Source organism: Nannocystis bainbridge (assembly GCF_028368995.1).
In the GTDB taxonomy this organism is placed as follows: Bacteria; Myxococcota_A; Polyangia; order Nannocystales; family Nannocystaceae; genus Nannocystis; species Nannocystis bainbridge.
In genome coordinates this window covers 979653-1001903 of sequence record NZ_JAQNDL010000001.1, presented here as the reverse complement: position 1 = coordinate 1001903, position 22251 = coordinate 979653, and the positions used below count along the sequence as shown (strand labels likewise).

General features: G+C 71.0%; 18 protein-coding genes and 1 pseudogene. 9 read left to right on the top strand and 10 right to left on the bottom strand.

Annotated elements, in window-relative coordinates; genetic code table 11:
- Positions 1-38: 38 nt before the first annotated feature.
- The 7 genes from POL25_RS03995 to POL25_RS03965 all read right to left on the bottom strand — a co-directional run bounded on the left by POL25_RS03995 (position 39) and on the right by POL25_RS03965 (position 9622).
- Positions 39-1358, bottom strand: a complete 1320-nt coding sequence (locus POL25_RS03995; RefSeq protein WP_272084491.1) for a DUF1501 domain-containing protein — start codon at positions 1356-1358, stop codon at positions 39-41.
- Between the two features lie 17 nt (positions 1359-1375).
- Positions 1376-3670, bottom strand: coding sequence for a DUF1588 domain-containing protein (locus tag POL25_RS03990; protein ID WP_272084490.1), 2295 nt, complete (start codon positions 3668-3670; stop codon positions 1376-1378).
- A gap of 319 nt (positions 3671-3989) precedes the next feature.
- Positions 3990-5234 carry a hypothetical protein gene (locus POL25_RS03985; protein WP_272084489.1) on the bottom strand — a complete coding sequence of 415 codons (1245 nt, stop codon included), beginning with the start codon at positions 5232-5234 and terminating at the stop codon, positions 3990-3992.
- Between the two features lie 56 nt (positions 5235-5290).
- Positions 5291-6076: a DUF434 domain-containing protein gene (locus POL25_RS03980; protein WP_272084488.1), complete on the bottom strand. Its 786-nt coding sequence runs from the start codon at positions 6074-6076 to the stop codon at positions 5291-5293.
- Positions 6073-7113, bottom strand: coding sequence for an aromatic ring-hydroxylating dioxygenase subunit alpha (locus POL25_RS03975; RefSeq protein ID WP_272084487.1), 1041 nt, complete (start codon positions 7111-7113; stop codon positions 6073-6075). Before POL25_RS03975 ends, POL25_RS03980 begins: the two co-directional genes overlap by 4 nt.
- 94 nt (positions 7114-7207) lie before the next feature.
- On the bottom strand, positions 7208-8005 hold the full coding sequence (locus POL25_RS03970; RefSeq protein ID WP_272084485.1) for a hypothetical protein: 798 nt from the start codon (positions 8003-8005) through the stop codon (positions 7208-7210).
- Between the two features lie 411 nt (positions 8006-8416).
- Positions 8417-9622 (bottom strand): hypothetical protein, encoded by a 1206-nt coding sequence (locus POL25_RS03965; RefSeq protein ID WP_272084484.1) that lies wholly within the window; start codon positions 9620-9622, stop codon positions 8417-8419.
- Positions 9623-9836: 214 nt separating this feature from the next.
- Between POL25_RS03965 and POL25_RS03960 the strand changes: the two genes are divergently transcribed.
- The 4 genes and pseudogenes from POL25_RS03960 (at position 9837) to POL25_RS03945 (ending at position 13791) form a co-directional block, all read left to right on the top strand.
- Complete coding sequence (locus POL25_RS03960; protein ID WP_272084483.1) at positions 9837-10538, top strand: matrixin family metalloprotease; 702 nt, start codon at positions 9837-9839, stop codon at positions 10536-10538.
- A 155-nt stretch (positions 10539-10693) separates the two neighbouring features.
- A pseudogene (locus POL25_RS44825) lies at positions 10694-12087 on the top strand (nicotinate phosphoribosyltransferase).
- A 2-nt stretch (positions 12088-12089) separates the two neighbouring features.
- Positions 12090-12707: a bifunctional nicotinamidase/pyrazinamidase gene (gene pncA / locus POL25_RS03950; RefSeq protein ID WP_272084481.1), complete on the top strand. Its 618-nt coding sequence runs from the start codon at positions 12090-12092 to the stop codon at positions 12705-12707.
- A gap of 7 nt (positions 12708-12714) precedes the next feature.
- Complete coding sequence (locus POL25_RS03945; RefSeq protein WP_272084480.1) at positions 12715-13791, top strand: hypothetical protein; 1077 nt, start codon at positions 12715-12717, stop codon at positions 13789-13791.
- 284 nt (positions 13792-14075) lie between these two features.
- On the opposite strand, the gene POL25_RS03940 is transcribed toward POL25_RS03945, so the two are convergent.
- Positions 14076-15512 (bottom strand): hypothetical protein, encoded by a 1437-nt coding sequence (locus POL25_RS03940; RefSeq protein ID WP_272084478.1) that lies wholly within the window; start codon positions 15510-15512, stop codon positions 14076-14078.
- Positions 15513-15604: 92 nt separating this feature from the next.
- Between POL25_RS03940 and POL25_RS03935 the strand changes: the two genes are divergently transcribed.
- The 4 genes from POL25_RS03935 to POL25_RS03920 all read left to right on the top strand — a co-directional run bounded on the left by POL25_RS03935 (position 15605) and on the right by POL25_RS03920 (position 18917).
- The gene (locus tag POL25_RS03935) at positions 15605-16147 is read left to right on the top strand and encodes an RNA polymerase sigma factor (protein WP_272084477.1); all 543 of its coding nucleotides are present in this window, start codon (positions 15605-15607) and stop codon (positions 16145-16147) included.
- A complete protein-coding gene (locus tag POL25_RS03930) occupies positions 16144-17004 on the top strand; it encodes a hypothetical protein (RefSeq protein ID WP_272084476.1) in 861 nt (286 codons plus the stop codon). Before POL25_RS03935 ends, POL25_RS03930 begins: the two co-directional genes overlap by 4 nt.
- Positions 17005-17127: 123 nt before the next feature.
- On the top strand, positions 17128-18060 hold the full coding sequence (locus POL25_RS03925; protein ID WP_272084475.1) for a DUF4215 domain-containing protein: 933 nt from the start codon (positions 17128-17130) through the stop codon (positions 18058-18060).
- 47 nt (positions 18061-18107) lie between these two features.
- A complete protein-coding gene (locus POL25_RS03920) occupies positions 18108-18917 on the top strand; it encodes an SDR family NAD(P)-dependent oxidoreductase (protein ID WP_272084474.1) in 810 nt (269 codons plus the stop codon).
- 60 nt (positions 18918-18977) lie between these two features.
- On the opposite strand, the gene POL25_RS03915 is transcribed toward POL25_RS03920, so the two are convergent.
- Both POL25_RS03915 and POL25_RS03910 read right to left on the bottom strand, forming a co-directional pair.
- Positions 18978-20111: an alpha/beta hydrolase family protein gene (locus POL25_RS03915; RefSeq protein WP_272084473.1), complete on the bottom strand. Its 1134-nt coding sequence runs from the start codon at positions 20109-20111 to the stop codon at positions 18978-18980.
- Between the two features lie 309 nt (positions 20112-20420).
- Positions 20421-20579 carry a DUF1328 domain-containing protein gene (locus POL25_RS03910; RefSeq protein WP_272084471.1) on the bottom strand — a complete coding sequence of 53 codons (159 nt, stop codon included), beginning with the start codon at positions 20577-20579 and terminating at the stop codon, positions 20421-20423.
- Between the two features lie 280 nt (positions 20580-20859).
- Here POL25_RS03910 and POL25_RS03905 point away from each other — a divergent pair, with 280 nt between their 5' ends.
- The gene (locus POL25_RS03905) at positions 20860-22206 is read left to right on the top strand and encodes a cytochrome P450 (RefSeq protein WP_272084470.1); all 1347 of its coding nucleotides are present in this window, start codon (positions 20860-20862) and stop codon (positions 22204-22206) included.
- Positions 22207-22251: the final 45 nt, after the last annotated feature.

Genomic DNA, 22251 nt, shown 5'->3' with positions numbered 1-22251 from the left:
GACGCCGCTCGCGCCTGGGGGGGCCGGGGCCCGGAGGATCAGGCCAGGAGGTCCATCTCGTCGCCCTTTTCGATGGCGATCGGGTACTGCTTCATGAGGTCGTGGCCGTCGATGCCGGCCAGGCGCCGCAGGTTGGCGTGGACGTGGCGCGGTTCGATGTGGATGCCCGACTCGCTCTGCTTGAGCGACTTGGGGTCCCAGTTGAAGGCGTTGTGGCGGTCGTCGGAGGCGCCGATGACCTTGTCGCCCTTGATGCCCTTGCCCATCATCATGAGGCTGGTGATGGCCCAGTGGTCCTTGCCGTTGGTGTCGTTGTAGCCGGGCGTGCGGCCGAAGTCGGAGCCGCACAGGACGACGAAGTTGTCGCCGATGCCCTGCACCTCGGACTCGCTCCACAGGAAATCGAGGCCGTCGAGGATCTGGGCCAGCCGCGGGATGTGGCTGTCGTCGTGGTTGCCGTGGGTGTCGAAGCCGCCGATGTCGAGGTTGACGGAGATCGAGATGCCGGCGCGGAAGGCGGCCAGCGCGACCTGGATCTGGCGCCGCAGCGGGTTCGGGCCGTTGTCGAGCATGTCCGGCAGGTACTGCTGCAGCTTCTTCAGCTCGTTGCTGCCGGTGCGCGAGGCGTAGAGGTTGCCGATCGCGTTCTGCACGCGCGGCAGCTGCTCGGTGGCGAGGAGCCGCTCCTTGCGCGCCTCCTGGGCCTTCTTGATCAGGTCGCCGGCGACCGGGGAGTGGAACAGGCTGGTCTCGTCCTCGGGGTTGGCGCGGTCGGGGTAGGCGATGCGAGCCAGCGCGGCGGTGTTGCCCGAGCGCGTGCGGGCGACCTGGCCCTGCGTGTCGTCGTAGCCGCCGAAGCTGAGGTAGCTCATCGGCAGGGCGTGGCCGTGCACGGCGGCGACCAGCGCGGCGAGGCTGGGGTAGCCCTCGGCGAGGCGACCCGACCAGCAGTGGCGCGAGCCGCTGTCGTGGCCGTTCGACTGCATGTCGAGGCCGTTGATCACGCGCAGCCGCTTGTAGTGCTTCTGGAAGAAGTCCTGGTACGCGGTCGGGCTGTCCATCGTGCCGATGTTCGGGTAACGGATGTTGCCCGCGGCTTCGATCTGGTCGGTGGTGAAGGCCCGGTTCATCGCCTCCGGGTCCTCGGGGCCCTTGCCGCCCTTCGGATCGCACAGCGAGGTCGGGTCCCAGCCGCCGCCGGCGTTGAGGAACACCCACAGCGGGCCGCCGTAGGTCTCGGCGAGCGGCGGCAGGTTGGGGTTCTTGAGGGTGTCCGGGCGCCGGCCCGCGAACACGGTCGGGGACACGGCCGCGAGGCCCGCGAGGGACATGAGCTTGAAGAAATTACGACGGTCCATGATGTCCTCCTTCGGGCCTATTCGTGCAGGAAGCGGTAATCCGACAGCATGTAGGCGAGGACGCCCATCCACGCGCGAATGGTGTAGTCGTGATCCTGGGTGATCCGGTTCTCTTCCGGCAGCGGGTTGCCGGTCCACCAGTCGTTCTCGACGCGGCACGGCGGGTCGGCCGAGTACGTGCCGGCGGCGAGGCCCGCCTTGCCGTCCTGCCAGATCTCGAAGAACAGGTTGTACGCGGCGTCGACCTCGGGGTCGCCGATGTCGTAGTGCTCGCCCAGCACGTGGTCGTACAGGTGCTGGATGTTGGCCCGGATGGCGTCGTTGACGGCCGGGACGGCGAAGCCGTTGTCGTCCTGGGGGACGAAGCTGGTCTCGACGTACGGGAACAGCAGGCGGTCCGACGGGTCCTTGGCGAAGTCGCGCGAGGTGGCCCGGCAGGACATCTCGTTCGACATGCGCAGGCCGATGTTGGCCATGATGCCGTTCGGCTCGGTGATCCGGTTGACGATCGAGTCGGAGTCGATGCCGCCGTAGAAGATCTTGTACTCGTTGGAGTTGAGCAGCAGGTCGGAGTCGTTGACGCCGTAGCGCCACGGGTAGCCGGTGACCGCCTCGATCTTGCGCGACAGCTGCTCGGGCGACAGGTACTGCGCCGTGCCGAGCTCGGACAGCTCGCGGGCGCGGGACTCGTCGACCTCACCGCGCACGTTCTTGGCGCGGAAGAAGTCGGTCTTGATGATCTCGCGGAACACGACCTTGAGGTTGAAGTTGCTCTCCTTGAACTTCTTGGCGATGCCCTTGATGACGCGGTCCTGGACCTCGAACTCCTTGAGCGCCTCCTCGAAGCCGGGCATGGCGGCGTCGAACGGCTCGCTGAGCGGCTCGTTGCCGGTCAGGCCGCGCCAGATGACGTTGACGGCCGACTGGGCGAAGCGGTCGTCGGCGGTCAGCTGCTTGGCCAGCCACTGCTCCGCAGTGGCGGTGTCGCCCTCGGGCATCTTGGTCTCGCCGAACCCGGGCAGCAACATCTCCTGGTACCAGACCATCGCCTCCTTGCCGGCCCACGGCTCGTAGTCGCCGCGCTCGTTGAAGTTCTGGAAGGCGCCGGCGACCGGGTCGATGACGTTGTGGCAGACGTTGCAGTTGGGGTTGTTCAGCGTCGCGTTCGGCGTCTTGATCGCGGTCGGGTCGATCGGACGCTCGCCGAGCCGCAGCACGTCGGTGGCGAGGAACAGCTTGTAGGCCATCCGCGAGCGGTGACGGTTGCGGTTGGTCGGCGTGGTCGGGAAGCGGTTCAGCCACATCACCGAGGTCAGCACGCCGGCGTGCGGGATGCCGGGGAGCTTGCCGACGGCGAGCTCCTTCCAGTCGTTGGGATCCTTGAAGGTGACGTCGACACCGTAGGCCTTGGCCGAGAACGGCGTGAAGACCATGTAGTCGGCCTCGACGATGTCCTTGTACGAGAGGTCGTTCTTGACGATCCACGCGACCAGGTTGAGCGCCTCGCGGGCGACGCCGGTGTTGGTGTACCAGCGGTACTGCTCGCGCACGTCCTCCGGCTGGCCCTCGAACCAGTAGGCGTTCGGGTACTTCTCGCCGTTGAGCAGCTCGACCGCCCGGTTGCCGCCGATGTAGCGGTCGGTCAGGAACACGTCGTTGAAGATCTCGACGACGCGGTCGACGAACTTGTCCTCCTTCATCACCGCGTCGAGGACCGGATCGAGCTGGTCGATGCCGAAGCCGCGGACGGCCTCGTACTCCTCGGGCGTCGGCAGGCGGCCGGTCAGGGCGAGGGTGGCCTTGCGCAGGGTGTCGACCTCGTCGAGCAGCTCGACGTCGTCGAAGTAGTTGCCGAGGTTGACCGCGCCCTCGCACTCGACCGGGTTGTTGAAGCGCTTCAGCAGCGCCTGGAGGTCGTTGTACTCCTGGCTGTCGGGCTTGAGCTGGAGGCCGCCCTCGTGCTCGACGCGCATCGAAGGCTTGGCCAGGATGAGCGGCAGGCCGTCGACCTCGTAGCGGGCCAGGTCCTGGACCAACTTCATGTTGGCCTCGAGGTAGCCGGGCACCTCCTTGGGGGTCAGCACGAACTTGGTGTGCTTGGCGGCGCCGGCCGAGCTGTGACACGAGCTGCAGGTGGCAGCCAGGGTCGGTGCCCAGACCTTCTCGCGGAAGAACACGTCGGTGGGGACGCACTCGCCGTCGGTGACTTCGGAACAGGCGGACATTCCGAGGCCAGAGCCGACGCCGGTCACGGCGATGAGCGCCGCGCGGGTGACCAGCTCGCTGGTTCGTTTCGGGTGTGAACGGGTCATCGTGCGACTCCTCGTGCTAAGGGGGAGGCGAGACGCATGCTCGCCACGTGGCCATCGTAAAGGCGTTTGCGCAGCCGCTGCAAGCGCTGCAGGCGGGCGAATCCGATCCAGGGGCGCCGGCCTAGGGGCCGGCGGGGGCGCTCGCGGACGAGAATTGCGAGCTGACCGAAAAGACATGTCAACTGAAAGCCCGTGATTCGGGCGCGAAGCGACCGTCACGCGCGCTTGGGGTTGCGCGACCATGACGGTCGAAGGCTCGCCCACGATGCGCTGCGGGCTGGCGACGACGGTGGAGCTCACCGCCGTGGAGATCGTCGCGCTATGTGGTGGACGTGGTCGTCGACGACGACGAAGTGTCGTCGGTGGTCGACGAGTCGTCGGTGGTCGAGGACGTCGTCGTCGAATCGTCGGTCGTGGTGTCGGGACCCGTGGTGCTGGTCGTGGTGTCCGGACCCGTGGTGCTGGTCGTGTCGGGGCCGGTCGTGTCCGGCGGCGGCTCGCCCTGGCACTGGCCCTCGTTGCAGTTCTGACCCTCGCCGCAGCCGCCGCACGAGCCGCCGCAGCCGTCGTCGCCGCACGCCCGGCCGTCGCAGTTCGGCACGCATTCGCAGGCCAGGGCGTCTTCCATCGGCGAGGCGTAGCCGTCGTCGCACATGCACACGGGCGCGCCGCTCGAGCTGTCGCACGCGCCGTGGCCCGAACAGCTCTCGAGGTAACACGAGCCGGTGACGAACGGCAGGTAGCCGACGCTGTGCGCGAGATCTCCGCCGCCGACCTGGACCTCGACCAGCGTCGCGCCCTGGACCTTGCCGAGCAGGAACGGCACCGCGTTGACCGTCACCTGGGCGCTGCTGACGATCACCGAGCCGGTGGCGAGGCCGCCCGAACAGCCAGCGCTGATGCTGCCGCCCTGCACACCGGCGAACTTGAGGCCGCAGTAGCGGCTGCCGTCGCCGTTGAGCGGCCGGTTGGACATGCCCATCGGGTCGTACACGGTGAAGCCGATGTCGAGCATCGAGGTGCCCTTCGGCGAGACCTTGACGGTGGCGATGTCGATGAGCGGCTTGGCGTAGTCGACGTCGCCGGGCGCCCGCGCGAGCGTCGGCTCGTCGACGGCGGCCTTGATCTCGCCGCCGGTCGCGAGGGCGATGACGCCGAGCGCGCCGATGTACGCGAGGGCGCGCTCGTCGGAGGCGGCGTGCGAGACGACGCGGCCCTCGCCGCGCTGCCACAGGATCGAGGGCTGCTTGGGCGCGTCGCCGGCGAAGGTGACCTCGGCGGGGATCCGCAGATCGAGGTCGGTCGGCTCGAGGCGATAGGCGCCGCCGGACTGCTTGAAGTCGCCGCGCGAGAGGTCGTCGTCGACCGGGCGGATGACGATCTGGCGGGTCGTGACCAGCGCGCCGGCGGGGAACTTGATCGTGGGGCCCTCTTCCATCGCCAGCTCGCCGCCTTCGGGCCCGATCAGGGCGTAGACGGCGGACGTGTCCTGACAGCCAGGCACGAGCACGGCCGCGGCGAGGAAGAACGAGCGGACGAGGGGGAGCCGAAGAGAAGCGACCATCACGAACGATCGGTATACCCGAAGTGCAGTCGCTTCAGAAGGTCGGCAGAGGTCGGTCACGGCGCGGCGGTATCGGAGAGGTCGAGCAGCCACAGGTCGGGCCTCGCGGCGAGCACCGGGCCCTCGCGCGACGACGCGTGCGTGGATTCGGTGGGTCCCCGAAGGAGCGCGCCGAGGAGGTCGATCCAGCGCGCGCAGCGATCGAGGATCCAGGCGTCGCTGGTGGCGACGACGCCGTCGTGCTGCGCCAGCAGAGGATCGGGGTGGAGCACCAACTGGACGGTCCACGGCAGCCGACGCTCTTCGGCGCGCGCCTCCAACAACGCGCGGAGACGACCGCTGCCGGCGACAGGTCGGTCCAGGTACCACACGACCTGCGCGGGCGCAGGCGCGCCGTCGCCGTGCAGGAGGCGAGCGATCGCATCGACGGCGAAGCGGGTCTCGAGCACCTGCTCGTAGGCGCCGTGGACGGCGGCGAGGTCGCGCAGCGCTCCGTCACGCCCGCGCAGCACGACGCCGTGCGACAGCGCCGACTCGACGGTGATGAGCGCGTTGAGGCCGTCGATGGCGAGGTGGGTGCCGGCGAGATCGGCCAGGTCGATGCGGGCGGCGCGGCGCCGCGCCTGCGCCTCGTCGCTGCAGGCCGAGCGCAGCACCGCCATGCGCTGCCTGGCTGAAAGGACATGTCTGTCGCCGACCAGCTTGAGCGCCGCGTCGCCGCTGTAGCCGCGGGTCAGCAGCCACGAGAGGTCGGCGACGGCGGCGCGCAGGGCCGGGCGGGCGGGTTCGCCGAACAGGCGATCGTCGCCGGTGGCGCGGGCGCGGCGGTGGAGCTCGGTCATGTGCGGAGGGCGACCAGGGGCGCGGGCGCGGCGGCTTCGGGTTCGTCCCAGCGCAGGCCCCAGCCGCGCTCGACCAGGCACTCGCGCCGCAGCTTGCGGAACACCAGCGGGATGGCGTCGCTCTTGGCGTGGACCTCGCGGCTCATGTCCAAAGGGACAGCTCGTGGCCGCTGCGCCTCGACGATCGGCTGGTCCTCGAGGAAGATCCGGTGGGTCCGCTTGCGGGCGTTGCCGTCGGCCCAGGCGCCGGTGAAGAAGTCGCGCAGCATGATCCAGCGGGTCAGGGTGTGCTCGTCGTCGACCGGGATGTTGCTGTTGAAGACGATCATCTTCATGCCGCCGAGGTCGAGGTCGAGGCGGGTGTAGCAGGGCATGTAAAAGGCGACGCGGGTCTTGACCGGCGGGCGCTGCTTCGGCAGCACCAGCGACCACAGGCCGCTCGGCGGCGGGGCGACCAACTCGACGGAGGCGCTGGCGCCCCACGGGTGCGGCTCGACGGTGTAGTCGGCGACCTCGGGGTGCGCGGGGTTGCCGAACGAGCGCGAGTGGACGAACGGGGCGTGGGCGATGTCCATGCCGTTCTCGACCACGCGGGTGTAGTGCGCGTGCCAGAGGAACTCGCCGTGGATGGCCTTCCAGCCCGGCTGGCCGTACTCGGGCAGCGGCGGGATCGGCGGGCGCTCGGCCTCGGGCAGGTCGCCGACGAACAGCCACACCCAGCCGTGGCGCTCTTCGGTCGGGTAGCTGCGGACCTGGGCCTTGCGAGGGATGCGGGCGTCGCCGGTGTTGGCCGGGATGTGCACGCAGGCGCCGTCGGCGGCGAAGGCCCAGCCGTGGTACGGGCATACGACGTGTCCGTTCGAGCATGTCCCTTGAGACAGGGAGCCGCCGCGGTGCGGGCAGCGGTCGTCGAGGGCGACGACCCGGCCGTCGCCGTCGCGCCACAGCACGAATTCGTGGCCGAGCGCGCGCAAGCGGACCGGTTGGGTGCCGATCTCGGACGCGCGGTGACAGGCGTACCAGAAGTTCTGCAGCACGCCCGCGGTGTAGCACGCGGGCGCGGGCGGGCGCCACGCCGCGCGGCGGACGGGCCGCCGCGCGGGGGAGGGACGCGGGCCTGGGGCGCGCGGACTACATCGGCGCGAACGGGGCGCAGGTGGAGACGCCGGCGCCGACGATGCGGATCGGGGCGGCGTTCATCCGTGATGGCTCGTGTGAAACAAACCCGGACTTGAAGATCTCCGTGCCGGTGACGCTGTACTGTGAAAATCCCTGATCTCTCAACAGGCGGAGGACTCGTAGCGTGGCGCCGGGATGCTCGTCCTCCAAGTGTTCGATGAAAAAAGAGTGAGGCGTTCCGCTCAGATTCTTGAGCCAGAGGAGAAGGGAGTCGATTCGTCCAGCTTGGACGAGCCATAACGGACCGCCTGCCCCAAATTGCAAGACAGCGAGCTCCTCCCCGCTGGATGGAGCGTCTGCCACCCAGAGTTCTCCCTCTTCGTTGTTACGCGCTCGAAGTCCGAGGATGGCAACGATGCGATCGAAATCCTTCCGGTCGCAGACCCCTGATACCGCCCAGACGCTCGTTCGTTCGGCGACGAGAAACCAGATGGCCTCGTCCCGCTCGAGCGGGACTTTCGCCAGACGCGAACGGAACTCCGGGAGCTCGGCGGCGAAGCGGGTCCAAGGCTCGTCCTTCAGGAAGGGACCGCTCTGAAAGGCCTGCAGGCTGGCGAGAGAAATCGGCAGCCGAGAGTCGTAGAGTTTGACAGATACGAGAGTGTCGAGCTCACTCGGTAGCCATCGGAGCTGGGCGAACGACTCGCCGGGGGCACCGCATGTCGGAACGGACTCGGGGGGAATGGGTCTCGCACCTTTGCATCCCCCGAGGAGAAGGGAAAGGATGGCGATCTTGAGGGTGCCTTGCACGGTGAAAGAATACTCTCCGGTCTGGACTCAACCCGTGACCGTGTCGCACCAACAAATTCGTATCCACCGTCCGCCGACCAGGTTGAGCGCCGCCTCGTCGCTGTAGCCGCGGTCAGCAGCCACGAGAGGTCGGCGGCGCGCGGCTGCTTCTGGGTTCGTCCTCGCGCCGCAGCTTGCGGAACATCAGCGGGTTGGCGACGCTCTTGGCGTGGACCTCGCGGCTCATGTCCAAAGGGACAGCTCGTGGCCGATGCGTCTCGACGCTCGGCTGATCCTCAAGGAAGGGCCGGTGGGTCCGCTTGCGAGCGTGCACGTCGGCCCGCGGTGTAGCACGCGGGCGCGGGCGGGCGTCCCTCCCCCGCGCGACGGGGCCGCCGCGCGGGGGAGGGACGCGGGCCTGGGGCGCGCGGACTACATCGGCGCGAACGGGGCGCAGGTGGAGACGCCGGCGCCGACGATGCGGATCGGGGCGGCCATGTTGATGGTGGTCAGCTGCTGCTGGCCATCCATGTCGCTGTCGTCGTAGTCGAGGTGGGTGACCTTGCTGACCAGCGGGTTGGCGCTCTCGGTGAAGAAGTAGAAATCGCCGCCGAAGAAGGCGAAGGCGAAGGCGTTGGTCAGCGGCAGGTTCTGCAGCGGGAAGGTGTCGATCACCGCGCCCGAGTCCTTGTCGCGCTCGACCAGCTTCGAGGGCACGCCGCCGAACGAGAACACGCGGCCGTCGCCGGTGCCGGTCATCTCGGCGCCGTTGAAGTCGGTCGGCGAGATGATGTCGATGAGCAGGCTGTCGGGGTCGACGCTGAGGAAATCGCCGAAGTTCGGGCCCTCGCTGAAGCCGCCGAAGCCGTCGAACGAGTTGCCGTACATGCGGTCACACTGGTCGAACTGGCTGTTCGACACGAACGCCATGCCGAAGTAGCCGATGCCCTGCTGGTTGGGGTTGTAGCCGGGGTCGATGCAGTTGCCGGGGTCGGTGACGTCGATCTTCCAGATGTCGCCGGCGGGGTTGTTGAGCATGACCCACGCGAAGCCGAGGCGGTCGACGGCCATCGAGAAGGTGTTGGTCATGCCGCCGCAGCTGAAACTGCCCAGCATCGTGAAGGTGTTGCTCTCGGGGTAGTACTTCCACAGCTCCGCGTCGTCCGAGAGGACGAAGATGCCGTCGTCGAGCGGGACCTCGATGTCGGGACAGGCGCACAGGTCGGGCAAGTCGCCGGTGGTCGAGGTGGTGTCGTCGGTGGTCGAGGTGCCCTCGGTGGTCGAGGTGCTCGTGGTGGTGTCGGTGGTGGCCGTGGTGTCGGTCGTCGAGGTGGTGGTGCCGGGCTCGGTGGTGGTCGTGTCGACGCCCATCGTCGTGGTGTCAGTCGTCGCGTCAGTGGTGGTCGAGGTGGGCGGGGTCACCGTCGTGCCCTCGCTCGTGCCCTGCGACTCGGTCTGTCCCATGGTCCCCACGGTCGGCTCATCGGTGTCGGTGGCGGGCGTGCTGGGGTTGTTGGTGGTGGAGGTCGTGGTGTCGGTGGTGGTGCCGGTGGCGCCGTCGGTGACCGCGCCGGTGACGCCGCCGTTGTCGCCGCAGCCGACGAGCAGGACGGCCAGAGCCCACGCAGAGCGGTTCATGGGAAGTTCTTTCATGCGCGCAGGGTAACAATTTCGGTACAAACGTGGGTCCGTGCAGGCGCGCGCGGGCGCGCGGCGAGGAAGACGGGCCGCGTGATCCGGTTCACGGCGAGGCGCGGCGGCTCGCGTGACGGTTGCAGGTCAGGGCGGCGACCAGGCCGCGGCTCGGTCGCCGGCGCTGAATAGGATCGGGCCCTCCTGCGTTGGCGCCGGCATGTCGTCCTTGCTTGCGACCCTGTGGGCGGCGGCGCTGGTGACCCGGGCCTCGGGGTCCGTGCCCGCGCTCGCTGCAGAGATCCCTGGAGATGTCGCTGCGAGCGTGCAGCAGCCGCAGATCCGGGCGGTGGTGGTGCTGGTCGTATTGGGAGAATTTCCGGCGGAGCTCGTCGACGGCATCGAGGCGGCGCTGCGCTCGACGTATCAGGTGGAGGTGCAGCGCGCCTCGCCGATCGCACTGCCGAAGTCGGCCTGGTACGCGCCGCGGCGGCGCTACCGGGCCGATGTGTTGTTGGAGCACCTGGGCCAACAGGTGGCCGCGATGCCGCGCGGGACGCGGGTGCTCGGGCTCACGTCGGTCGACATCTCGACGAGCAAGGGCAAGATCGTCGACTGGGGCGTGTTCGGGCTCGGCGAGCTCGGCGGGACCGCGGCGGTGGTCTCGGGGCATCGGCTGTGGCGCAAGACGAAGGATCCGCGGCTGGTCGCGTGGCGGGTCACGAACACGGCGGTGCACGAGGTCGGGCACGTGCTCGGGCTCGATCACTGCGAGGAGCCGCGCTGCGTGATGCTCGACGCCGAGGGCTCGATCGACAACACCGACGCGTCGACGGGCGGACCGGGGCCGGGCTGCACGGCGCTGCTCGACGCGCGCGCGCCCCTGCGTCCGCGCGCGGCGGTGCTCGGCGAGGCGCGATGACGTCATCCGCGCGATCGCGCGGTGATGCGAGGCGCGCATTGACGCGCGAGCGATCGGCAGCGCGCGCGCCTTGACGCGGGCAGGGCCGGCGCGCTACCCCCAGCGACGTGTTGCGCGGCTCGCTGGCGCTGCTTACGGACCTCTACCAAGTCTCGATGGCCTGCGGCTACTGGAAGCTGGGGCGCGCGGACGAAGAGGCGGTGTTCAACCTGTTCTTTCGCCGGTCGCCGTTCCGCGGCGGCTATGCGATCGCGGCCGGGCTGCAGGACGCGCTGCAGTACATGGCCGAGTTCCGGTTCACGCCGGAGGACCTGGCCTACCTGGCGACGCTGCGCGGCAACGACGGCCGGCGGCTGCTCGAGCCCGGGTTCCTGGAATATCTGGGGGCGCTGAAGCTGACGCTCGACGTCGAGGCGGTGCCGGAGGGGACGCCGGTGTTCCCCCACGAGCCGCTGCTGCGGGTGCGCGGGCCGCTGGCGCAGTGTCAGTTGCTCGAGACACCGCTGCTCAACTTCATCAACTTCTCGACGCTGATCGCCACCAAATCGGCGCGCATCTGCGAGGCGGCGGGCGGCGATCCGGTGGTCGAGTTCGGGCTGCGGCGGGCGCAGGGCAGCGACGGGGCGCTGACGGCCTCGCGCGCGGCGTACATCGGCGGGTGCGCGGCGACCTCGAACGTGCTCGCCGGCATGCGCTACGGGATCCCGGTCCGGGGCACGCACGCGCACAGCTGGGTGATGTCGTTCGCCGACGAGCGCGAGGCGTTCGCCAGCTACGCCGAGGCGCTGCCGAACAACTGCACGTTCCTGGTCGACACCTACGACACGATCGAGGGGGTGCGGCGCGCGGCCGAGGTCGGTAAGCAGCTGGCGGCGCGTGGGCACGCGATGGCGGGGGTGCGCCTCGACTCCGGCGACCTCGCGGCGCTCAGCGCGCGGCCCGCGAGATCCTCGACGACGCCGGGCTCGAGCAGGCCGCCATCGTCGCCAGCAACGACCTCGACGAGCGCGAGATCGCGGCGCTCAAGGCCAGGGGCGCGGCGATCGGCGTGTGGGGCGTGGGCACGCGCCTGGTGACGGCGTACGACCAGCCGGCGCTGGGCGGGGTGTACAAGCTGGCGGCGCTGCGCGGGCCGGCGGGCTGGGAGTACCGGATCAAGCTGTCCGAAGAGCCAGTCAAGGTGTCGAACCCGGGCGTGCAGCAGGTGCGGCGCCACGCCGATCCGGCGGGACGTCTGCTCGGCGATCTGATCTACGAGGAGGGGCTCGGGCTGCACGGCGCGGGCGCGCGGGTCGACGCGGCCGGGGAGTTCGCGCCGCCGGCGGGGGCGAGCGTCGAGGACCTGCTGGTGCCGGTGCTGCGCGGCGGGGCGCCGGTCTACCTGCCGCCGCCGCTCGACGAGGTGCGGGCGCGGACGCAGGCGCAGCTGCAGCGGCTCGATCCGGCGGTGCGGCGGTTCGACGCGCCGGCGAGCTATCCGGTCGCGCTCGACCGACCGCTGGCTGACCTGAAGGCCAGGTTGATGGCCGAGGCGCGGAGGGAGCGGTGAGGATGCGGGCGCTGATCCTGGTCGACATCCAGAACGATTTTTTGCCGGGTGGGGCGCTGGCGGTGCCGGAGGGCGATCGCGTGATCGCGGTGGCGAACGCGCTGATGCCGAGGTTCCCGCTGGTGGTGGCGACGCAGGACTGGCACCCGCCGGAGCACGGCAGCTTCGCCGCCAATCACCCGGGCCGCACGCCGGGCGAGGTGGTGACGCTGGCGGGGCTGCAGCAGGTGCTGTGGCCGATGCACTGCGTGCAGGGCACGCCGGGGGCCGAATTCGCGGACGGGCTGCGGCTGGGGCCGGAGGCGCACGTGTTCGTCAAGGGGGTCGATCCGGCGGTCGATTCGTACAGCGGGTTCTTCGACAACGGCCGCCGGCGCTCGACGGGGCTCGGCGAGTTCCTGCGGGCGCGCGCGGTCGTGGAGGCGGTGGTGCTCGGGCTCGCCACCGATTACTGCGTGAAGTTCACGGCGCTCGACGCCCTGTCGCTGGGGCTCACGACCACTCTGGTCGAGGACGGCTGCCGCGGGGTCGAGCTGCAGCCGGGGGACGTGGCGGCCGCGCTGGACGCGGTGCGTGCAGCCGGCGGTGTGGTCCGGGGCAGCGCAGATCTGCTAGGCTGACGCGACGATGCTCGCCGTGCTGATGGCGGCGACGATCGTCGCTGCCGCCGAGCCGCCCCCGGGGCTGGTGCTGGCGTGGACGGCCCCGGAGGGCTGCCCGGGCGAGGCCGAGGTGCGGGCGCGGGTGGTGCGGATGACGGGGCAGGAGGCCGCCGAGCGGGCCAACCTGACGGCCCGGGCGACGGTCCGCGAGGCGAGCCCGGGCCGCTGGGCGCTGACGCTCGAGCTGACAGGGACGAGCGGCGGCGGTCGCCGCGAGCTGACGGCGCCGCGCTGCGAGGAGCTGGTCGACGCTGCCGCGCTGGTGGTGGCGATCGCGGTCGATCCACGCGCGGCGCTGGCGGCCCCGGCGACGGGCGAGACCGTGGTCCCGGCGCCGCCGGTCGACGTGGCGCAAGGGGCAGGCCCGAATGGACAGGTCGTGGAGGACATGTCGCATAGGGAAGGTCCGAAAGGACCGGTCGTGAAGGACATGTCCGAAGGGCCAAGTGAGCCGCCGGTATCGGACGAGATGGAGGCGCCGGTGGCCGTGGCGCCGGATATTGCGGAGCCGGCGGCAGGGCCCGGGCGGCGCGTGCAGGTCGGGGTGCGGGTGGCGGCGGGGGTGAGCTTCGCGCGGCTGCTACCCGGGCCGAGCGCGGCGCTGAGCCTGGCGCTGAGCGTGGGCGGCCGGCGCTGGCGGGCGGAGCTCGGCGGGCTTTACGCGCCGCCAGTGGCGGGCGGGACGGCGGCGATCGGGGGGCTGTTTCAGGCGGGGGCGGTCGAGCTGCGCGGGTGCCCGGTGCTGCGCCGCGGGCAGGTGGCGGTGCCGCTGTGTCTGGGGCTGCAGGTCGGGGCGATGGAGGGCCGCGGCCGCGGCAGCGGGCTGATGACGACGACCTCGGAGCGCTCGCCGTGGCTGGCAGCGACGCTCGGGGCGTCCGTGGTGTGGCACCCGCGCGGGCGCGTGGGGCTGTGGGCCGGCGCCGACGCGGTCGTGGCGCTGCTGCGGCCGAGCTTCGTGACGGCCGGTGGGGTGAGGGTGCACGAGGCGGCGCGCCTCGGCGGGCAGGTGCTGGCGGGCATGGAAGTGCGGCTGCGGTAGGGGCGGGGGGCGGCGCGGGCCGCTGGTGGAGCGGATGAGGAGCACCGAACGGCGCGGACGCTCCGGCACTTCCGCGCGGCGCGCTGCATTTGGAATGAGGCGCACCCAGGGAGCGGCAGGGTCATCGCAGCGGGTCTGCGCTGTGCTTCACCGATAGACGCGGCGGCTGTTCGATCGGAATGGTGGCGAGATCGGGTGTTGCTGGGGCGATGTTCTATGTCCTTGGAGACATAGCTTCATCGACATGTTGTGAAGAACATGTCCGAATGGACATACTCTTTGAGTCAGCCGCCGATCTGCACGCGCACGGCGGCGGGGCGGGCCTTGAGGCCGGTGGCGCCCGGGACGACGCTGGGCTGGCTGGGGCTGTCGCCGACGAGGCGGACGTGCTGCAGCGCGCCGCCGGTGACGTAGACGAGCTCGGCGTCGGCGCCGGCGGCCCCGCGCGCGAGGGCCGGCGGGAGGGTGGTCGTCGCAGGTTCGGCGGCGGTGAAGGGGGCGCCCCAGTCGTCGTGGTCGAGGCCGCGCACGGCGTACACGCCGTCGTCGTCGTAGCCCTTCCAGGCGATGTAATAGGCGCCGTCGTCAACGGCGACGAAGGCGAGCTCGCTGGCGGTGATGGCGAGGTCGTCGACGATGGCCTCGACGGTCCAGGCGTTCTGCGGGGTGAGCAGCTTGACGACGGCGATCTTGCCGTCGGTCGCGCGCACGTAGGCGATCAGCAGGTCGCCGTCGGCGTCGACGAGGGCGGCAGGGGTGAGGCCGCTGACGACGAGCGGCGGCGGGGCCTGCATCGACGACTGCCAGGCGCCGCCCGGCGAGGCCTTGAAGTTGTAGAAGATCTTGCCGTTGTCGCCGGCGTAGGCGGCGTAGGTCTCGGCGGGGCCCGAGGCGAGCACGGCGGCGCTGGGGCCGAAGGCCTGGACCTGCGGCATGCCGGCCGGCAGCGGGCCGAACGTGGCCCAGGTGCCGTCGGTCCACAGGGCGGTGTAGTGCTTGAAGTCGGTGCCGAGGAAGGCGAGCGTGACGGTCTCGCCGACCGCGGCCAGGCCGGGGCCGTCGATGGCGAAGCCGAACGCGCCGACCGGCTGGGCGGAGGTCCAGGTCTCGGGCTGTCCCTTGGACCATGTCGTGAAGGTCAGCTCGTTCTCCGCGTCGGCGTCGGCGGCGGCGCGGCGACCGACGCCGAGCGCGCCGAGGTGGGTGGCGACGAGGGCGGTCTCGCCGAGGTCGACGTCGAGCTCGGCGACGGTCCAGCCGGGGCCGGGCACGTAGCGGGCGGCCAGGGCGGGGGTCGGGCCGGCGCCGGCGAGCACGAGCAGCGCCTGTCCCGAAGTACAGTCGCCGAGGCAGGCGTCGTCGTCGGCGTCGCCGTCGTCGCAGACCTCGCCGTCGTCGACGACGCCGTCGCCGCAGATCCCGGTGGCGGTGGTGGTCGAGGGGTCGCCGGTGGTCGAGGTCGTCGTGGTCGTCGTCGAGGAGGTCGACGCAGCTTCGGTGGTGGTGAGCGCGTCGGTGGTGGTGCCGGTGGTGGTCGTCGGGCTGCCGGTCGTGGTGGTCGTGGCGTCGGCGGTGTCGGTGGCGTCGGGGAAGCTGCTCTGGGGGTTGGTGATCGGCGCGGTGGTGTCCGCGGGGACGGTGGCCGAGAAGCCGCTGGTGGGCTCGTCGGCGCAGTGGGCCGAGAGCAGGACGACCACGGGGAGGACGCGCGCGGGGTGCATCGAAGAGGAGGATGCCCCGGGGGCGGGTGGGTGCGCCAGCGCGCACGAGGGGTGGGGTGACAGAAACCCGAGAAGCTGGACAATCACGCGGGATGCCCGGCGAAAGCCCCTCTGCCGACCCGCTGACGCTCGCGGAAGTCTACCGCGCGCACGCGGGGTTCGTGTGGCGGGTGGTGCGGCGCCTCGGGGTGGCCGAGTCGGCGCAAGAGGACGTGGTGCACGACGTGTTCCTGGTGGTGCATCGCCGGCTGCGCGAGTACGACGGGCGGGCGGCGCTGACCAGCTGGCTGTACGGGATCGCCCGCGGCGTGGCGGCCAACCACCGCCGCAGCAACGTGCGCGCGGAGCGAAGGCTGAGCGTGGCGCCGGTGCCGGGGTCGGGGCCCGATCCGGAGACCGGGGCGGCGCAGGAGCAGGCGGCGGCGTTCGTGCGCGGGTTCCTCGACGGGCTCGACGAGGAGCGGCGGATGCTGTTCGCGCTGGCCGACATCGAGGGCATGCGGGTGCCGGAGATCGCGGAGGCGCTGGGGCTGAACCTCAATACGGCGTACTCGCGGCTGCGGGCGACGCGAGAGCTGTTTCAACGAGCGCTGGCCGAGCGAGACGGGCTGCGCGGAAGGGCTGCGGCAGGATGACGACGGGACCACGGGGGCGCGAGGGGGAGCTCGATCCGCAGGCAGCAGCGGCGTTGCGGGCGTTCCGCGTCGCGGAGGAGCTGCCGGCCGCGACCGAGGCGCGGGTGTGGGCCCGCGTGGCGGCGAGCACCCGGGCCGAAGGGACATGGCCGAAAGGGCAGGTCCGAAGGGGCGTGTCGGAATGGGTGTGGGCCGGGGTGGTGGTCGCGGCAGCGGCGGCGGTGCTACTGGCCTCGCGCGCAGGGGTGCTGGGGCCGCTGGTCGGGTCCCGCCAGGGCGGCGAGGCGGCGGCGTACGCGGAGCGGCAGGCGGCGACGAGCGAGCCGGTGCGGGCGGGCGCGAGCGAGCCTGTCTCGGGGGACATGGTCCGAGAGACAGAGAACCGTGAGGAACAACCGAGCGCGACTTCGTCGAGGGATGATGATAGCGCCAGAGAGCATGTCGTGAGGGACATGTTCAAGGGGACAGATCATTCGCTGCGAGTCGGTCGCGGCAGCGGCGAGGCGCGCGCATCGGAGCGGCGGAGCTCGCCGACGGGCTCGCATGAGGCGAGCGCGGCGGAGAGCGAGGCGAGCGCGGTGGAGGCGAGCTCGCTGGCGCAGGAGGCGGAGCTGCTGGGGCGAGCGCAGGCGGCGATCCAGGGCTCGCGGGCCGCGGAGGCGCTGACGCTGCTGCATGCATACGCGCAGCAGTTCCCGCGCGGGGCGCTGCGTGAGGAGCACGACGCCCTGCGGGCGCTGGCGCTGTGCGCGGGCGATCGCGCGGCGGAGGGCCGGGCGGCGGCGCAGGTGTTCCTGCGCGCGCACGGCGGGTCGGCGCTGGCCGAGCGGGTGCGCCTGGGCTGCGCCGAGCCGTGATGCAGGGGGTGCGGAAGCGCCGGGGCCATGGCGCCGCGAACGCTTCGAAAAAAATCGCGAGGGCGGACACAGATGGGCGGCAGGGCGGACAACTACGAAGCACCCATCTCAGGAACGACCACCATGCGCTTCACTTTCCTTAATGCCCTGAACATCCACCGCAACCTGCTGCTCGTCGGGGCGCTGCTCGGCGCCTCGGCCGCGGCCTGCGACCCCAAGCAGATCGGCGACGAGACGTCCGGCAACCTGACCTGCCAGAACGGCGAGACCAAGCCGTCCGAGGATGGCTGCAACACGTGCACGTGCGAGGGCGGCGACTGGAGCTGCACGCTGAAGGCTTGCGACGATGGCTGCGAAGACGGCGAGACGAAGCCGGCGCAAGACGGCTGCAACACGTGCACGTGCACCGAGGGCGGCTGGGCCTGCACCGAGATCGCGTGCGAGGGCCTCGAGTGCGAAGAGGGCGAGACGAAGCCCGCCGAGGACGGCTGCAACACGTGCACGTGCTATGGCGGGGACTGGGCCTGCACCGAGATCGGTTGCGAGGAGACCGAGGGCACCGGCACGGACGGCGAGCCGAACGAGACCGAGGGGTCGTCGACGACCAGCGCGAGCGTGTGCGGCGACGGGGTGGTCGAGGGCGACGAGGTCTGCGACGACAGCAACACGGTGAGCGGCGACGGCTGCAGCAGCGAGTGCACGATCGAGGGGGCGCTGGCGTGCTCCGATCCGGCGCCGGCCGATCCGTACCAGGTGCTGGACGCGGCGATCGTCGGCGATGCGCTGAAGGTCGAGATCCAGTACGGCGGCGGCTGCGCTGAACACGACTTCGCGCTGTGCTGGGACGGGCTGTTCGCCGAGTCGGAGCCGGTCCAGGTCGGCCTCGAGATCTCGCACGACGCCAACGGCGACCTCTGCGACGCGGCGCCGACCGTGTCGCTCGAGTTCAGCCTGGCCGATCTCAAGGCGTCGTATCAGGCGGGGTACCAGACGCAGAGCGGCCAGATCTCCATCGGCCTCGACGGCTGGAACCAGAACCTCCTGTACGCCTTCTGAGCGGTCAGCGGCGCGCACCGGCCGCGGCTTGCGGTAAGGTGCGCGCCATGACGCAGTTCGACGGACAGGTCGCGTGGATCGCCGGCGCGACGGCGGGGATCGGGCGGGCGCTGGCCCGCGAGTTCGCCCGCCGCGGGGCCGATGTGGCGGTGTCGGGGCGCCGCCAGGAGCGCCTCGCCGAGGTGGTCGCGGAGGTCGAGGGCCTCGGTCGCCGCGCCCTCGCGGTCCCCTGCGACGTGCGCCGCGACGACGAGGTCGCCGCGGCGGTGCAGTCGATCGTGGCCCACTTCGGTCGCCTCGATGTGGCGGTGGCGAACGCCGGCTTCGGGGTGATCGGCCGCGTCGAGGACCTGACCGCCGACGACTGGCAGCGCCAGTTCGAGACCAACTTCTTCGGGGCGATGGCGGTGATCCGCCACAGCCTGCCGGCGCTGCGCCGCACGGGCGGCCGCCTGGGCCTGGTCAGCAGCGTGTCGGGGCTCCTCGCCAGCCCGCGCGTGGGCGCCTACTCGGCCTCGAAGTTCGCGCTGCGAGCGGTGGGGCTGACGCTGGCGATGGAGCTGCGCGGCTCGGGGGTGAGCTGCACGCTGCTGAACCCGGGGTTCGTCAGCACGGAGATCGGGCAGGTCGACAATCAGGGCCAGTTCGAGGCCAGCCGCCGCGACAAGCGCCCGGCGGCGCTGATGTGGACGGCCGACGACGCGGCGCGGGTGATGGTCAAGGCGATCGCGGCGCGCAAGCGGGAGTACACGTTCACGGCCCACGGCAAGCTGGGGGCGTTCCTCGGCCAGCACTTCCCGGGGCTGATGTGCTTGCTGCAACGCGACACGCGCTCGAAGACGAGCAAGCTCGATTGATGGGACATGTCCGAGAGGACATGGCCGCATGGCCATGTCCGAGAGGACGTGTCCCTTCGGTCAGAGGTCGCAGTAGCCGGGGAAGTCGCCCGGCAGGCCCTGGGCGTACGGGGAGGCGCCGACGCCGTAGGGGTGGTCGAAGAAGAACTGCATGACGCTGTCCTGGGCGTCGGGGATCGAGTGGCCGCCGCCGTGGTTGCAGAGGAAGTTGAATTCGTCGTTGTCGTCGAGGTAGGCGGCGTAGTCCTTGCTGGCCTGCTCGAAGCCGACGACGACGACGTCGCCGGGGCCGCCGTGGAAGATCATGGCGGAGAATTTGTTGTCGGGGTCCTGGAATGGCGGCTTGGCGCCGAAGATGAGGCCGCCCGAGTAGGGGGCGGCGGCGGCGATGTAGCCCGAGCGACGGATGCTCATCTGCGCGGTGTTGAGGCCGCCGGCGCTGAAACCAGCGGCGTAGATCCGGCTGGCGTCGACGCCGATCTGCTCGCGGGCGCAGGCGAGGACCTCGTCGGCGAGCTGCAGGTCATCGTCGGTCTCGCTGAGCACGAGCCACCACGGGAAGATGCCGGCCATCGGGTCGTGCGTGGGCGCGATGACGATGCCGCCGAGGTCGAGGATCTCCTGGATGCCCAGCTCGCCGATGCCGGTGAGCGCCTCCTGCGGTGAGCCGCCCGTGCCGTGCCAGTAGAACACGACCGGCCCGTCGGCCTGCTGGGCGGTGTCGAGGTCGACCCAGATCCGCACGTCGCGCGGGCTGTCGAGGCCGGCGGGGTGGAAGCTGACGTCGCCGTCGACGATGTCGGGACAGTCGGCGGTCGGCACGGGCAGCTCGGGACCGACCGGGTCGAGGCCGGTGGTCGAGGTGTCGTCGGTGGTCGAGGTGCCGATGTCGGTGGTGGTCGAGGTATCGGTGGTGGTGGTGGTGGTGGTGGTGGTGGTGAGGCCGTCGGTCGGATCGGGCTCGGTGGTGACGGGGTCGCCCGTGGTGAGTGGATCGGGGGTGGAGGCGGTGGTCGAGCTGTCGGTCGCTTCGCCGGTGGGGCTGGCCGGCTCGGTGGTGGCGGAGCCGTCGCTGGCGCCGGTGGTGGACGAGCTGCCGGGGTCGTCGCCCTCGGTCGACGAGAGCTTCTCGAGGTCGCCGCAGGCGACGGTGAAGAGGAACAAGAAAGGACTGCAGGCAAGGATTCGAGACAAGCGCGACCTCCGGACAGGCGAAGGCCGTCATGACAGCGCGAACGCCGGCCCGCCGTCAAGGCTGGCGGCGAGGGGCGTGGAGGCGACGGAGCACCGAGAGGCCGCGCGTCTGCCAGGGCAGGGCTCTCCGAGGGGCTACGGGCGCAGTCGCTGTCGGCGATCGCCCGGGGGACGCGGAGGCCAGATCTCGTCGCCGCGGAGGGGCCGGGTCGGGCTATGCGGGAGATATGTATTTAAAGACATGTCTCATGGAAAATGTTCTTGAGGACATTTCCCATCAAACATGTCTTCGAGGGCATATGACTCGGGTCAGCGCCGCAGCTGGTCGCCGCCGATGAGGGCGGCGAGCAGCATCAGCGAGAAGACGCCGAGGAAAATGAAAAACAGCGCCTGCGCGCCCTCCGAAGTGGCGCTGGAGCGGCCGCTGAAGCCGAACACGGCGGCGATGACGGCGATGATGAGGAACACGAGCGCCCAGCGGATCATGCGAGGATCCTCCCTGGACGCTCGATACCTCGGCCCCGGGCTGAAGCCAGGCTTTGCAGGGCGGGGCGAGGACGTGGAGGCGACGAGCCGGGCGGCGAGCGCCGTCGGCGGGGCGAGCGACCAGGTCCGCGGCCGGCGCCGAACCGCGCGCAGGAGGCCGAATTCGGCCGAGCTCGCCGGCGCGGGCCCCGGCGTCGCGGGCGAGGTCCCGGTTGCCGTCGGCGCGCGCGCCGGGCAGCATGCGGAGGTGACGACTCCGACCGTGTCTTCGCCGCCTCGTCTGCCGCCGGGTCGCTCCGGCCTGCCGTTCGTCGGCGAGTGGTTCCAGATTCTGTTCAACCCGCGCTTCGGCGCCGACCGGCGGGCGGAGTTCGGGCCGGTGTCGCGCACGCGCCTGTTCGGCAAGGACATGGCGCTGCTGGCGGGGCCGGAGAACAACCTGCTGCTGTTCCGCGGCGAGCATAAATTCGTCGAGGCGACCTGGCCGGCGAGCACGCTCAAGCTGCTGGGGCCGAACACGCTCTCGACGCAGGAGGGCGAGCTGCATATGCGCCGGCGGCGGCTGCTGGCCCAGGCGTTCCGGCCGCGGGCGCTGCTCGGCTACCTGCCGCCGATGGAGTCGCGGATCGCGGCGGCGGTCGATCGCTGGCTCGCACGCGGCGAGCTGGCGCTGTATCCGGAGATCCGCGCGTTGACGTTCGACGTCGCGGCGGCGTTGATGATGGGCGCGCACGAGCGCACCGACGCGGCGCTCGTACACGACTTCGAGACCTTCGCGGCCGGGCTGTTCACGATCCCCGCCGACCTGCCCGTCACCGCGTTCGGCCGGGCCAAGCGGGCTCGCCGGCGCCTCATCGCCCACCTGCACGCGGCCATCGACGCGCGCATCGCCAGCGGCGAGACCGGCCAGGACGTGCTCGGGCTGCTGCTCGCCGCCCGCGACGACGACGGCTCGAAGCTCGGGCGCGAAGAGCTGGCCGAGCAGATGCTGGTGCTGCTGTTCGCCGGCCACGAGACGCTGACCTCGGGGTTGACGAACTTCTGCATGCTGATGGCGCAGCACCCCGAGGCCTACGCGCGCGTGTGCGCCGAGGTCGATCGGGTCACGCCGCGCGGGCCGCTGACGGTCGAGGCGCTGGGCCGGCTGGCGGAGACCGAGCGCGCGCTGGCCGAGACGCTGCGGCTGGAGCCGCCGGTGGCTGCGGCGTTCCGCAAGTGCACGCGCACGTTCGAGGTCGCCGGCTTCACGGTGCCGGCGGGCTGGCTGACGGGCTACCGGATCCGCGACACCCACCGCGATCCGTCCCTGTTCGCAGAGCCAGCTCGCTTCGACCCCGACCGTTTCGCCGTGTTCGAAGAGACATGTCCTCACGGACGGGTCCACGCGCACGCCCACGAGGGCCGCTACCTGCCGTTCGGCGGGGGCGCGCGGATCTGCCTCGGCATGGAGTTCGCGCGCCTGGAGATGCGGGCGTTCGCGGCCCTGCTGGCGCGCCGCTGCGCGCTGACGCTGGTCCCGGGGCAAGACCTGACGATGAAGCAGGTGCCGGTGCCGCGTCCGCGCTCGGGGCTCGAGATGCGGCTGACGCCTCGCACGACGTCGGGCTGAGTTCGTCGGACGCCGCGGAGCCCGACGTCCTGAGCCCCGCGCGCG

Bases quoted from the DNA above. Each gene is read 5' to 3' on its own strand.
- POL25_RS03940 (WP_272084478.1), bottom strand. From the start codon at position 15,512: ATGCACCCCGCGCGCGTCCTCCCCGTGGTCGTCCTGCTCTCGGCCCAC.
- POL25_RS03965 (WP_272084484.1), bottom strand. From the start codon at position 9,622: ATGAACCGCTCTGCGTGGGCTCTGGCCGTCCTGCTCGTCGGCTGCGGC.
- POL25_RS03990 (WP_272084490.1), bottom strand. From the start codon at position 3,670: ATGACCCGTTCACACCCGAAACGAACCAGCGAGCTGGTCACCCGCGCG.
- POL25_RS03985 (WP_272084489.1), bottom strand. From the start codon at position 5,234: ATGGTCGCTTCTCTTCGGCTCCCCCTCGTCCGCTCGTTCTTCCTCGCC.
- POL25_RS03945 (WP_272084480.1), top strand. From the start codon at position 12,715: ATGCTCGCCGTGCTGATGGCGGCGACGATCGTCGCTGCCGCCGAGCCG.
- POL25_RS03995 (WP_272084491.1), bottom strand. From the start codon at position 1,358: ATGGACCGTCGTAATTTCTTCAAGCTCATGTCCCTCGCGGGCCTCGCG.
- POL25_RS03925 (WP_272084475.1), top strand. From the start codon at position 17,128: ATGCGCTTCACTTTCCTTAATGCCCTGAACATCCACCGCAACCTGCTG.
- POL25_RS03980 (WP_272084488.1), bottom strand. From the start codon at position 6,076: ATGACCGAGCTCCACCGCCGCGCCCGCGCCACCGGCGACGATCGCCTG.
- pncA (WP_272084481.1), top strand. From the start codon at position 12,090: ATGCGGGCGCTGATCCTGGTCGACATCCAGAACGATTTTTTGCCGGGT.
- POL25_RS03920 (WP_272084474.1), top strand. From the start codon at position 18,108: ATGACGCAGTTCGACGGACAGGTCGCGTGGATCGCCGGCGCGACGGCG.
- POL25_RS03960 (WP_272084483.1), top strand. From the start codon at position 9,837: ATGTCGTCCTTGCTTGCGACCCTGTGGGCGGCGGCGCTGGTGACCCGG.
- POL25_RS03935 (WP_272084477.1), top strand. From the start codon at position 15,605: ATGCCCGGCGAAAGCCCCTCTGCCGACCCGCTGACGCTCGCGGAAGTC.
- POL25_RS03930 (WP_272084476.1), top strand. From the start codon at position 16,144: ATGACGACGGGACCACGGGGGCGCGAGGGGGAGCTCGATCCGCAGGCA.